Source organism: Kribbella sp. NPDC050820, from assembly GCF_040653975.1.
Classification (GTDB): Bacteria; Actinomycetota; Actinomycetes; order Propionibacteriales; family Kribbellaceae; genus Kribbella.
The window spans coordinates 15,229-27,376 of sequence record NZ_JBFAHB010000024.1 but is presented as its reverse complement, the minus strand read 5'-3'; the positions used below and the strand labels follow the sequence as shown (position 1 = coordinate 27,376).

At 68.0% G+C, this 12,148-nt stretch carries 13 protein-coding genes; 6 read left to right on the top strand and 7 right to left on the bottom strand.

What is annotated here, in order from left to right; genetic code table 11:
• Positions 1-16 precede the first annotated feature (16 nt).
• Positions 17-370: a VOC family protein gene (locus AB0H36_RS21495; protein ID WP_360525882.1), complete on the top strand. Its 354-nt coding sequence runs from the start codon at positions 17-19 to the stop codon at positions 368-370.
• A 1-nt stretch (position 371) separates the two neighbouring features.
• Here AB0H36_RS21495 and AB0H36_RS21490 read toward each other — a convergent pair whose 3' ends face one another.
• The 7 genes from AB0H36_RS21490 to AB0H36_RS21460 all read right to left on the bottom strand — a co-directional run bounded on the left by AB0H36_RS21490 (position 372) and on the right by AB0H36_RS21460 (position 7,306).
• On the bottom strand, positions 372-659 hold the full coding sequence (locus tag AB0H36_RS21490) for a 4a-hydroxytetrahydrobiopterin dehydratase (RefSeq protein WP_360525879.1): 288 nt from the start codon (positions 657-659) through the stop codon (positions 372-374).
• 74 nt (positions 660-733) lie between these two features.
• On the bottom strand, positions 734-2,710 hold the full coding sequence (locus AB0H36_RS21485; RefSeq protein WP_360525876.1) for an AarF/UbiB family protein: 1,977 nt from the start codon (positions 2,708-2,710) through the stop codon (positions 734-736).
• Positions 2,711-2,822: 112 nt separating this feature from the next.
• The gene (locus AB0H36_RS21480; protein WP_360525873.1) at positions 2,823-3,575 is read right to left on the bottom strand and encodes a succinate dehydrogenase/fumarate reductase iron-sulfur subunit; all 753 of its coding nucleotides are present in this window, start codon (positions 3,573-3,575) and stop codon (positions 2,823-2,825) included.
• Complete coding sequence (locus AB0H36_RS21475) at positions 3,572-5,449, bottom strand: fumarate reductase/succinate dehydrogenase flavoprotein subunit (RefSeq protein WP_360525870.1); 1,878 nt, start codon at positions 5,447-5,449, stop codon at positions 3,572-3,574. The genes AB0H36_RS21480 and AB0H36_RS21475 overlap by 4 nt, the downstream gene beginning before the upstream one ends.
• A gap of 17 nt (positions 5,450-5,466) precedes the next feature.
• Positions 5,467-6,267 carry a hypothetical protein gene (locus AB0H36_RS21470; protein ID WP_360525867.1) on the bottom strand — a complete coding sequence of 267 codons (801 nt, stop codon included), beginning with the start codon at positions 6,265-6,267 and terminating at the stop codon, positions 5,467-5,469.
• On the bottom strand, positions 6,267-6,572 hold the full coding sequence (locus AB0H36_RS21465; RefSeq protein WP_360525864.1) for a hypothetical protein: 306 nt from the start codon (positions 6,570-6,572) through the stop codon (positions 6,267-6,269). Before AB0H36_RS21465 ends, AB0H36_RS21470 begins: the two co-directional genes overlap by 1 nt.
• Before the next feature lie 107 nt (positions 6,573-6,679).
• Positions 6,680-7,306 (bottom strand): hypothetical protein, encoded by a 627-nt coding sequence (locus AB0H36_RS21460; protein WP_360525861.1) that lies wholly within the window; start codon positions 7,304-7,306, stop codon positions 6,680-6,682.
• Positions 7,307-7,358: 52 nt separating this feature from the next.
• Here AB0H36_RS21460 and AB0H36_RS21455 point away from each other — a divergent pair, with 52 nt between their 5' ends.
• The 5 genes from AB0H36_RS21455 to AB0H36_RS21435 all read left to right on the top strand — a co-directional run bounded on the left by AB0H36_RS21455 (position 7,359) and on the right by AB0H36_RS21435 (position 12,111).
• Positions 7,359-7,748, top strand: a complete 390-nt coding sequence (locus AB0H36_RS21455) for a (deoxy)nucleoside triphosphate pyrophosphohydrolase (protein ID WP_360525858.1) — start codon at positions 7,359-7,361, stop codon at positions 7,746-7,748.
• Positions 7,749-7,906: 158 nt separating this feature from the next.
• Positions 7,907-8,953 carry an ABC transporter permease gene (locus AB0H36_RS21450; RefSeq protein WP_360525855.1) on the top strand — a complete coding sequence of 349 codons (1,047 nt, stop codon included), beginning with the start codon at positions 7,907-7,909 and terminating at the stop codon, positions 8,951-8,953.
• A gap of 3 nt (positions 8,954-8,956) precedes the next feature.
• Entirely contained in the window at positions 8,957-9,961 is a 1,005-nt protein-coding gene (locus AB0H36_RS21445) for an ABC transporter permease (protein WP_360525852.1), read from the top strand.
• 34 nt (positions 9,962-9,995) lie between these two features.
• Positions 9,996-11,051 (top strand): ABC transporter ATP-binding protein, encoded by a 1,056-nt coding sequence (locus AB0H36_RS21440; protein WP_360526115.1) that lies wholly within the window; start codon positions 9,996-9,998, stop codon positions 11,049-11,051.
• Positions 11,052-11,067: 16 nt separating this feature from the next.
• The gene (locus AB0H36_RS21435; protein ID WP_360525849.1) at positions 11,068-12,111 is read left to right on the top strand and encodes a dipeptide ABC transporter ATP-binding protein; all 1,044 of its coding nucleotides are present in this window, start codon (positions 11,068-11,070) and stop codon (positions 12,109-12,111) included.
• Positions 12,112-12,148 lie beyond the last annotated feature (37 nt).

Below are 12,148 nucleotides of genomic sequence, written 5' to 3'. Positions count from 1 at the left end.
ACCAAGGGAGTGCATGGTGGGACGGATCATCCATGTCGAGCTGACCGCGACCGACCTGGATCGGGCGGCGGCGTTCTACGCAACGGCTTTCGGCTGGACGACGGAGGCGTCGCCGTTCGTCGGCGACTACCTGGTCGCGTCGACCGGGCCCGGCGACGGGATCGACGGCGCGATCATGACGCGGGAGTACCAGCAGCAGCCTGCGATCCCGTGGATTCTGGTCGAGGACCTCGACGCCACGCTGCGCGCGGTGGCCGACGGCGGTGGGGCGGTTGCGAGTGACCCGCAGCAGCTTCCCGGGGTCGGGCGGCTCGCGTACGTCCGCGACCCCGACGGCAACCTGCTGGGAGTGCGCCAGCCGGCCGGTTGAGTCAGCCGGCGGCGGTGTCGATGTGGCGGGCGAGGACGAGGTCGTTCTCGGTGATGCCGCCGGCGTCGTGGGTGCTGAGCTTGAAGGTGATGGTGGTCCAGCGGATGTCGATGTCCGGGTGGTGGTTCATCGACTCGGCCAGCTGGGCGACCGTCGCGACCAGGCGGATGCCGTCCAGGAACGTCTCCCGCTTGATGCTGCGGACCAGCGCGTTGTCCGCGAACTTCCACAGCGGCAGGTGGTCGCGGATCGCAGCGTCGATCTGGTCATCGGTCAGCAGTTCAGCCATGCGCCACACTCTAGTCCGAATCCACCCGGCGCACTCGACCCGCACGCATCCTCGAAGTTCGAAGACACTCGAAGTCAGGACCGACTGCTGTCCGGCAGGCGGAAGACGAGTACCAGGACGCGCAGCACCAGGACCACGCAGATCACCAGCAGGTTGTAGGCGAACAGCTGGTACAGCGTGATCGTCTCGGTGATCTTCGGGCCGCCCGGCGTGCCGAGCAGCAGCACCGCCATCAGCCCGGCGGTCGCCCCGAGGACGGCGAGCAGCACCTGATGCAGCAGCGTGGTCATGTGCCGGCGGTCCCGGTCGTCGGCGAATAACCGGACGTTCAGCCCGAGGCGTCCACTCTCGGCCGCAGCGGCGATCCGGTCGATCCGGCGCGGCAGTCGCCGCAACATCGGCAACAACGTGGCGAGCTCCTCGGTCGCCGTACGGCGCAACGCGTCCGGGGCCAGGCGGTCGGTCACATGCGCCGCGGCGAACTGGCGCGACGCGGCCACCAGGTCGAAGCCGGGGGAGATGCGCGAGATCGTGCCCTCGATGGTCGCCAGCGCACGGAACACCGCGGCCACCTCCGGAGGTACGCCGAGATCGTGCGACGTGATGATCTTGAACAGGTCGTTGAACATCGCCGGCCCCAACGCCACCCCGGCGGCGAGGTGCCGGGTCATGAACTGGCCGACGGCGCGTTCGAGGCTGCGCTCGTCGATCACGTCCGGGCGGTAGACGATCTCCAGCAGGGCGTCGGTCGCGGCGACCGGGTCGCCGTGGTCGATCGCGAGCAGGAACCGCTGCAGCGCCTCGCGGGTGGCCGGGTCGAGCCGGCCGACCGAGCCGAGGTCGAGCATGCCGATCCGGCCGTCGGCCAGCAGCAGGAAGTTGCCGGGGTGTGGGTCGGCGTGGAAGACGCCGTCGATCGCGACCTGGCCGAGCAGGCAGTCGAACAGGGTGCGGCCGAGCCGGGCCGGGTCCAGGCCGCGGTCGGCGATCGCCGCCGCGGCGTTGCCGAGACCGATGCCGTCCAGGCGCTGCATCGTGAGCACGCGCCGGGTGGAGGCTCGCGGATACAGCTCGGGGACGACCAGGTCGTTGTTCGAGGCAACCGATTGACCGGCCGCCACGGTGGTCATGTTGCCGGCCTCGACGGTGAAGTCGAGCTCCTCGCGCATCGCGTCGGCGAACCCGTCAGCCAGTGCGCGGACGCCCATCGCCCGGCCCCAGTCGGTGTTCCGCTCCAGCAGCCGGGCCAGGCGCCGGACGATGTCCAGATCCCGCTCGACGACCGCGCCGATGCCGGGCCGCTGGACCTTGACCACGACGTCGTGTCCCTCGGGCAGCCGGGCCTTGTGGACCTGGGCGACACTGGCGGCGGCGAGCGGCTCGGTGTCGAAGCCGGCGTACACCTGATGTAGTGGTGCGCCGAGCTCCTCGGTGAGGACGGACTCGATCTCCGGCCACGGCGCCGGGGAGACCTGGTCCTGCAGGCGACTCAGCTCGTCGGCGACCGACGCCGGGATGATGTCGCTGCGGGTGGAGAGCACCTGGCCGAGCTTGACGAAGGTGACGCCGGCCTCGTCGAGCGCCAGCCGCAGCGAGCGGGCGAGCTCGGCCTGGCCGGCCGGGTTCTCCCGGCCGGGGCGGCGACGGCCGCGCAGGTACGGGCCGAGGCCGTGCCGGATCGCGATCCGCAGGATCTGCACGTAGCGCTTGGTGCGGGCGATCCGGCCGCCCAGGTCGCGGCGCAGATCGCGGGCCCGGGGCAACGATCCGGTCGGGACGATGGCCTCGGCGAGCACCAGGAAGATCAGCCCGGACAGCACCGAGCACAGCGTGGTCAGGGCGAGCAACGCGAACGCGGCCCCGCCGGACCCCTCGAACGGCGGCGGTCCGACCAGCCCGCGCGCGATCGGGTTGAACAGCGCCAGCGTCAGCCCAGCTCCCACCGCCAGCCGCACCAGCCCGAACCGGACGCCCAGCAACCGCTGCGCCACCGGGACGAAGATCACCATGAAGATGACGATGTTGATCAGGCCGAAAATCACCACGTCCATGCCTGGAACAGTAGATCCTGCGAGGGTTGCGCCGGATCACCCGCGCGATGGACGTGTCCCTGAACCGGGCAGCGGAAAACCCCCGGTGCGGGACCGGGGGCTTCCGGGTGACTCAGGCCGGGCGGCGGCGGATCTTGTTGCCCAGCCAGACCAGCGGGTCGTACTTGCGGTCGGCGACGCGCTCCTTCATCGGGATCAGCGCGTTGTCGGTGATCTTGATGTGCTCCGGGCACACCTCGGTGCAGCACTTGGTGATGTTGCAGTAGCCCAGGCCGTGCTGCTCCTGGGCCGCGTGCTGGCGGTCGGCGGCGTCGAGCGGGTGCATGTCCAGCTCGGCGATCCGCATCAGGAACCGCGGACCGGAGAAGTTCTCCTTGTTCTCCTCGTGGTCCCGGATCACGTGACAGGTGTCCTGGCACAGGAAGCACTCGATGCACTTGCGGAACTCCTGCGAGCGCTCCACGTCGACCTGCTGCATCCGGTACTCGCCCGGCTTCAGGTCCACCGGCGGGGTGAAGGCCGGGATCTCGCGCGCCTTGGTGTAGTTGTAGGAGACGTCGGTGACCAGGTCCCGCATCACCGGGAAGGTGCGCATCGGGGTGACCGTGACGACCTCGTCCTCCTCGAACGTGTTCATCCGGCACATGCACATCAGCTTCGGCATGCCGTTGATCTCGGCGCTGCAGGAGCCGCACTTGCCGGCCTTGCAGTTCCACCGGACCGCGAGGTCCGGCGCCTGCGTGGCCTGCAGCCGGTGGATCACGTCGAGGACGACCTCGCCCTCGTTCACCTCGACCTCGTAGTCCTTGAGCTCACCGCCCTCGGAATCTCCCCGCCAGACGCGGAATTTCCCCTTGTAGCTCATGTGGCGGGCAGCTCCTCATCCGTGAGGTACTTCTTCAGCTCGTCGAGCTCGAACAGTTCGAGCAGGTCGTCGCGCATCGGGACCTGCTCCTTCTCGGTCACGTTCACGCCGCCGTCGGCGTCCAGCCCGCAGACCAGCAGCTTCTTGCGCCACTCCGCCGACATGGTCGGGTAGTCGTCGCGGGTGTGACCGCCGCGCGACTCCTGCCGCTGCAGCGCGGCCTTGGCCACGCACTCCGAAACGGTCAGCATGTTGCGCAGGTCGAGGGCCAGGTGCCAGCCGGGGTTGAACTGCCGGTGACCCTCCACCGTCATCTTCGCGATCCGGCCGCGGTACTCGGCGAGCCTGCCGAGCGCCTGCTCCATCTCCTCTTCCTTGCGGATGATGCCGACCAGGTCGTTCATCGACTGCTGCAGTTCCTGGTGGATCGAGTACGGGTTCTCGCCGCCCTCGAGCTCGAACGGCGCCAGCGCCTCGCGCGCCGCGGTGTCGATGTCGTCCTCGGCGATCTTCGGCCGGCTCTCGAGCGAGTCGACGTACATCGCCGCGCCCATGCCGGCCCGGCGGCCGAACACCAGCAGGTCGGACAGCGAGTTGCCGCCCAGCCGGTTCGAGCCGTGCATGCCGCCCGCCACCTCACCGGCCGCGAACAGGCCGGGTACGACGGACTGCGCGGTGTCCGGGTCGACCTCGACACCACCCATCACGTAGTGGCAGGTCGGGCCGACCTCCATCGGCTCGGCGGTGATGTCGACGTCCGCGAGCTCCTTGAACTGGTGGTGCATCGACGGCAACCGGCGGGTGATCTCCTCGGCCGGGAGCCGCGACGACACGTCCAGGAACACGCCGCCGTGCGGGGTGCCGCGGCCGGCCTTCACCTCGGAGTTGATCGCCCGGGCCACCTCGTCACGCGGCAGCAGCTCCGGTGGGCGCCGGTTGTTGTCCGGGTCCTTGTACCAGCGGTCCGCCTCGTCCTCGGTCTCCGCGTACTGCGCCCGGAACACGTCCGGCACGTACTCGAACATGAACCGCTTGCCCTCGGAGTTCTTCAGCACACCGCCGTCACCGCGGACCGACTCGGTGACCAGGATGCCCTTCACCGACGGCGGCCAGACCATGCCGGTCGGGTGGAACTGGATGAACTCCATGTTGATCAGCGTCGCGCCGGCCCGCATCGCCAGCGCGTGCCCGTCACCGGTGTACTCCCACGAGTTCGAGGTCACCTTGAAGGACTTGCCGACACCGCCGGTGGCCAGCACCACGGCCGGGGCGTCGAACAGGATGAACCGGCCGGACTCGCGCCAGTACCCGAAGGCGCCGGAGATGGCGTCGCCGTCCTTGAGCAGCTCGGTGACGGTGCACTCGGCGTACACCTTGAGGTTGGCCTCGTAGTCGCCGGTCTCCCGGAAGTCCTCCTGCTGCAGCGAGACGATCTTCTGCTGCAGGGTGCGGATCAGCTCCAGGCCGGTGCGGTCGCCGACGTGCGCCAGCCGCGGGTAGGTGTGGCCGCCGAAGTTGCGCTGGCTGATCCGGCCGTCCGCGGTCCGGTCGAACAGGGCGCCGTACGTCTCCAGCTCCCAGACCCGGTCCGGGGCCTCCTGGGCGTGCAGCTCGGCCATCCGCCAGTTGTTCAGGAACTTGCCGCCGCGCATCGTGTCGCGGTAGTGGACCTGCCAGTTGTCGTTGGAGTTCGCGTTGCCCATCGCGGCCGCGCAGCCGCCCTCGGCCATCACGGTGTGCGCCTTGCCGAACAGCGACTTGCACACGATCGCGGTGCGCTTGCCCTGCTCGCGGGCCTCGATCGCCGCCCGCAGGCCGGCGCCGCCGGCCCCGATCACGACGACGTCGTAGGTGTGTCGTTCGAGCTCAGTCATGACAGAGAAAGTCCGTATCAGTTGAAGAAGCGCAGGTCGGAGAACCAGCCGGCCGACAACGCCATGATGTAGGCGTCGGTCAGGATCACGGTGAACAGCGACGTCATCGCGAAGGTGCCGTGCTTGGGGTTCAGCTTGGACACGAAGGTCCAGTACCGGTAGCGCAACGGGTGCTTGGAGAAGTTCTTCAGCCGGCCGCCGACGATGTGCCGGCAGGCGTGGCAGGACAGCGTGTACAGCCACAGGAAGACCAGGTTGACCCAGATGATCACGGTGCCCAGGCCGATGCCGAAGCCGCCGTCCTTGCCGTGGAAGGCGAGGATGCCGTCGTACACGTTGAGGACACCGAAGACCAGCGCGCCGTAGAAGAAGTAGCGGTGCAGGTTCAGGGCGACCAGCGGGAACTTGCGCTCACCGGTGTACTTCTTGTGCGGCTCCGGGACCGCGCAGGCCGCCGGCGCGAAGAACAGCGACCGGTAGCCCGCCTTGCGGTAGTAGTAGCAGGTGCCCCGGAACCCGGCCAGCACCGCGAACGTGATGATGCTCAGCGGCAGGAACACCGGGAACTTGGGGAACCAGGTGCCCAGGTGGCTGGAGCCCTCGACACAGGAGTCGCTGATACAGGGGGAGTACAGCGGGGTGAGGTAATGGTATGCATCGACCCAGTACCACTTGTTCATGAAGATCCGGACCGTCGCGTAGACGATGAAGAAGACCAGGATCACTCCGATCCGCAGCGGCGCCAGCCACCAGCGGTCGGTTCGTGCGGTCTTCAGCCCGATCTGCGCGCGACCGGGCGCGTCAACTCCAGTCGCCATCAGGGGGCGTGCCTGTCCGGCGCGCCGAAGCCTTCGTGTTCCGCGTCGGTCCACATGGACGCGTCATACTCCACGTCGGGAATCTCCTCGAGTTCCTCCGGAACGGGTCCGGGTCTGTGACGGGGGTCGGGCGGGCCTAGCTCGGCCAGGTCGTCGTTCAGCCTGGCCACGTCCGACACCAACCGGCGGATGCCGAGAGTGTCACCGTACTCCTGGCTCAGTTTCCCGACGGCCGCGTGTAGCGTCTCGAGCGCGCGGACGACTGCGGCAACGCTGTTGCCCCCAGTGTTCAACTCAGCACCCATGCCGACTCCAGTGATGGTTTTGTAGCTGTCAGTATGCGCACACTTTGCCTTCGCCGAGCGCGCAGGGGAAGACCCTTCGGTACGGCGTGTTTCTACTAAGGCTTACCTCAGTTGCCGAGCGCGGTCGAGTGCAGTAATGGAATGAATCCGGCCTTCAGTGCAACGAGATTCGCCGGTGGCGTGAGTACGGCGACCTCGTGCAGCCCGGGTGGCCGGACCGGATCGCCGTACCCCTCCCAGGACCAGGGCAGCACGTGGTGGTCGAGGACGAGGGCGGGCCGGCCGTCGAACCGGATCATCGCTCCGTCAGGGAGTTGGTCGAGCTCCTGGATCGTGGTGCGTTGCTGCCGGGTGCGCGAGTCGACGCGCTCGAGGTGGAGCTGTGCGTCCATCGCGGTGGCGCGCGGCCGCTCGTCGAGACCGCGACCGCTGGCCCAGGCGCCGGCGTACCGGAGGTAGTCCCTGCGGCGGCAGTAGGCGCAGGGGCGATGGCCGGCCGCGAGGGCGACGGCCTCGTCGAAGAAGAACAGCGCGGTCCACCGGCCCGGCGGCATCGGGTCGCGGCGCACGCCCTTCCAGTCGAGCACGCAGCAGATCCAGGCCTTCGACCGCCAGCGGGTGGTGCCGAGCCGGCGGTCGGGGCCGTGCAGGGTGCCGCGGTTGCCCATCAGCAGGCCACGGCCCGGCTCGGCGACGATCTCCTGGGTCGGCAGGACCCTGTTCTGCAGTGGCACGACCAGATCCTCTCGCGCCCCACCGACAGTTCGTCTGGCACAGTGCGTGCCCGTGGGTGAACGGCAGGTGGTGATCGGGGTCGCGGTGATCCGCGACGGCAAGGTGCTGGCGGCGTTGCGGTCCGGGCCGGACGGCGGCTGGGAGTTCCCCGGCGGCAAGGTCGAGCCGGGGGAGACGGAGCGTGCCGCGGGCGCCCGGGAGCTGGCCGAGGAGCTGGGTGTGCGGATCGAAGTCGGGGAGTCGCTCGGCGTCGCCGTACCGATCAACGAAACGTATGCGCTCCGGGTCTACGCGGCCGAGCTGGTGGCCGGGGTGCCGGTCCCGCACGAGCACGGCGAGCTCCGTTGGGTCGGCGCCGGCGAGCTCGACGGGCTCGATTGGCTGCCCGCCGACCGGCCGTTCCTTCCCGCAGTCCGGAAATTGCTCACGTTTCACTCGTGAACTGCTCAGTTGCCCACCCTGAACAGTCACGATTCGGTGACTAGCGCTCCCTTCGGTTGGCGTCCACACTTCGAGATACGTAGGGTTCCCGGGAACCCCCGGGAGGTCCGGGGGCGGCTGGGGGTGCACTCACAGTTGAAGGGGCGAGGTGACGTTCAATGACGCTGGGGGTGTCGGAGGCGCAGAGCCCGGATGAGGGACTGCCGGCAGATCATCTTGCCGAGACCACCGAGGCGAAGCAGATCGAAGGACGATCGCTCGGCCAGATCGCGTGGGCCCGGCTCAAGCGGGACAAGATCGCGGTTGCCAGCGCGATCGTGATCCTGCTGATCATCGCGGTGGCGGTGTTCGCGCCGCTCATCGTGAAGCTGAACGGGTTCCCGCCCGATCAGTTCAACAAGACCAACGCGGCCGGCGAGCCGCTGCTGAACACCCGGGACGGAGGTATCCCGATCGGTGGGCTCTGGGGCAGTGGCACCAGCAGCGAGCACTGGCTCGGGGTCGAACCGCAGAACGGCCGGGACGTGTTCTCCCGGCTGGTGTACGGCACCCGTGTCTCGCTGCTGGTCGCACTCGGCGGCACGATCATCGCCGTGATCCTCGGCACCGTCATCGGCATGGTGTCCGGGTACTTCCACGGCTGGGTCGACACGCTGCTGAGCCGGCTGATGGACATCATGCTGAGCTTCCCGACGCTGCTGTTCATCATGGCGCTGACGCCGGTGATCGCAGACCGCGGGCAGGCGATGTTCGGCATACCGGACGACAACAAGTTACGTATGGGCGTGCTGATGTTCGTCCTCGGGTTCTTCGGCTGGGCCTATCTGGCCCGAATAGTTCGAGGGCAGACACTGTCGCTCCGAGAACGGGAGTTCGTCGAGGCGGCCAGGTCGCTCGGCGCCGGTCCGATGTACGTGATCTTCAAGCAGGTGCTGCCGAACCTGCTCCCGACGCTGCTGGTCTACACGACCCTGCTGATCCCGAGCTACATCACCGCCGAGGCGGCGCTGTCGTTCCTGGGTGTAGGGATCAAGGAGCCCACCTCGTCGTGGGGCCGGATGATCGCCGACGCTTCGGACTGGATCGAGAGCAACCCGCTCTACCTGTTCTTCCCGGGCATCGCGCTGTTCATCACCGTGCTGGCGTTCAACCTGCTCGGCGACTCGGTCCGCGACGCTCTCGACCCGCGCGCCGGAAGGGGCTGACCGATGGGCCGCTACCTGATCCGCCGCCTGTTGCAGACGGTGCTGATCCTCTTCGTGATCAGCGCGATCACGTTCTTCCTGTTCTGGGCGACGCCGGCCAACCCGGCGCTGCTGATCTGCGGGAAGAACTGCAACGCCGAGACGGTCGCCCAGGTCAACGCGACGTACGGGTTCGACGACCCGCTGATCGTCCAGTACGGCACGTACATGCAAGGCCTGGTCAGCCCGGGTGGCCGCACGATCGGCTCCGAGGGCAGCGAGCGGGAGTGCGCGTGGCCGTGCTTCGGCGAGTCGTACCAGAACGGCATCCCGGTCTGGGACTCGATCTCCGACTCGTTCCCGGCGACCCTCTGGCTGGCTGTCGGAGCCGCCGTCATGTGGCTGGTGGCCGGCGTGATGCTGGGCCTGATCGCGGCGCTGCGCAAGGGCAAGTTCATCGACAAGCTCAGCGTCGGGATCGCCCTGTTCGGTGTGTCCTTCCCGACCCTGGTGTTCGGGTACCTGCTGTTGTTCACCTTCATCGTCAAGCTGCAGTGGCTGCCGTTCCCCGACACGGCGAACGCGGCGCTGTTCACGGTCGGCCCAGTGAAATGGGCGCAGTTCTACATCCTGCCGTGGATGACGCTGGCACTGGTGTACGCGGCGCTCTACACCCGGCTCACCCGGGCCAACATGATCGACACGATGAACGAGGACTACATCCGGACCGCACGGGCCAAGGGCCTCGGTGAGCGGAGCGTGGTCTTCAAGCACGGGCTGCGCGCCGCGCTGACGCCGATCGTGACGATCTTCGGCCTCGACCTCGGCGGTCTGCTCGGCGGCGCCGTGATCACCGAGCAGATCTTCAGCATCACCGGGCTGGGCAAGTTCGCGATCGACTCGGTGCTCGGCAACGACCTGCCCGCGATCATGGGCGTCGTGCTGTTCGCGGCGATCTTCGTCGTCCTCGCGAACGTGGTCGTCGACATTCTGTACGCCATCATCGACCCGCGCGTGCGGCTGTCCTGAGCAGGCCGGAGGATACGTAGTGACCGAGTCCGTGATGAAGGCGGAGCCGCGCGAGCCCGCGGTTGGCAAGCCGTTCCTGGAGCTCAAGGACCTGCAGGTGCACTTCCCGACCGACGACGGTCTGGTGAAGGCGGTGAACGGCCTGAGCTTCACCCTGGAACGCGGTAAGACGCTGGGGATCGTCGGCGAGTCCGGCTCCGGCAAGAGCGTGTCCAGCCTGGCCATCATGGGCCTGCACAAGGGCAGCCGGGCGAAGGTGTCCGGGGAGATCTGGCTGGACGGCGCCGAGCTGGTGTCGATGTCGGTGGAGGAGATCCGCCGGCTGCGCGGCCAGCAGATGTCGATGATCTTCCAGGACCCGCTGTCGGCGATGCACCCGTTCTACAGGGTCGGCGATCAGCTCACCGAGGCCTACCTGGTGCACCACGACGCCCCGAAGGCGGTGGCCAAGAAGCGGGCCATCGAGCTGCTCGACCGGGTCGGCATCCCGTCGCCGCAGAAGCGGTTCGACGACTACCCGCACCAGTTCTCCGGCGGTATGCGGCAGCGCGCGATGATCGCGATGGCGCTGATGTGCGACCCGTCGCTGCTGATCGCCGACGAGCCGACCACGGCGCTGGATGTCACCGTGCAGGCGCAGATTCTGGACCTGATGCTGGATCTGCAGAAGGAGTTCAACTCCGCCATCATCATGATCACCCACGACCTCGGCGTGGTCGCCCAGATGACCCAGGACGTGGTGGTGATGTACGGCGGCCGCGTCGTCGAGGCGGGCAACGTCCGGGACATCTTCTACCGCCCGGAGATGCCCTACACCTGGGGCTTGCTCGGCTCGATCCCGAAGGTGAACCGCAGCGGCGACCAGCGGCTCAAGTCGATCCGCGGCACCCCGCCGTCCCTGATCAACCTGCCCAAGGGCTGCCCGTTCCAGCCGCGCTGTGACTATCAGCAGCACGTCGTGGGGCATTCGTGCGCCAACGAGCTGCCCGAGCTGCTACAGGTCGACACCAGCGGACACCAGGTCCGCTGTCATATCGACTCCGAGCAGCGGAAGCAGTTGTTCGCCGAGCAGATCAAGCCGAACCTGTGAAGCGCGAGGAGCGATCGTGAGTACGACGACATCGGCGGACCAGGCGCCGGCCGCGGAGTCCAAGCAGAGCGAGCTGCTGCTCGAGACAACCGGTCTGCAGCGGTACTTCCCGGTGACCCGCGGCATCGTCTTCCAGAAGCAGACCGGCGCGGTGAAGGCGGTCGACGGGGTCGATCTGGCCATCCACGCCGGCGAGACGCTGGGCGTGGTCGGCGAGTCCGGCTGCGGGAAGACCACGACCGGGCGGCTGGTGACCAGGCTGGACGAGCCCACCGGCGGAACGATCAAGTTCCTCGGCGAGGACATCACCCACCTGAACCGGGCCAAGATGCGGCCGCACCGCCGCGAGATCCAGATGATCTTCCAGGACCCGTTCTCCTCGCTGAACCCGCGGCAGACGGTCGGCGCCATCATCTCGGCGCCGTTCGACATCCAGAAGGTCAAGAGCGAGGGCGGGACGAAGAAGGCCGTCCAGGCCCTGATGGAACGCGTCGGGCTGAACCCGGAGCACTACAACCGGTACCCGCACGAGTTCTCGGGCGGCCAGCGGCAGCGCATCGGCGTCGCGCGGGCCTTGGCCCTGCGGCCCCGGCTGATCGTCTGCGACGAGCCGGTCTCCGCGCTGGACGTGTCGATCCAGGCCCAGATCGTCAACCTGCTGGAGGACCTGCAGGACGAGTTCGGGCTGGCCTACCTGTTCATCGCGCACGACCTGTCGGTGATCCGGCACATCTCGGACCGGGTCGCGGTGATGTACCTGGGCAAGGTGGTGGAGACCGCCGAGCGCGACGAGCTCTACAACCACGCCCGCCACCCGTACACGCACGCCCTGTTGTCGGCGGTCCCGGAAGCCGACCCGGATGCAGCGCTCGACCGCGAGCGCATCCGGCTCACCGGGGACGTGCCGAGCCCTCTCAACCCGCCGTCGGGTTGCCGGTTCCGGACCCGGTGCTGGAAGGCACAGGAGATCTGCGCCGAGCAGGAACCGCCGCTCGTGCAGATCGGCGCCCCCGGTCACAAAGCGGCCTGTCATTTCCCGGAGGAACGCGATGTGATCTGAGCATTACAGACAGCATTCGTGAGATTGAGGCACGGCA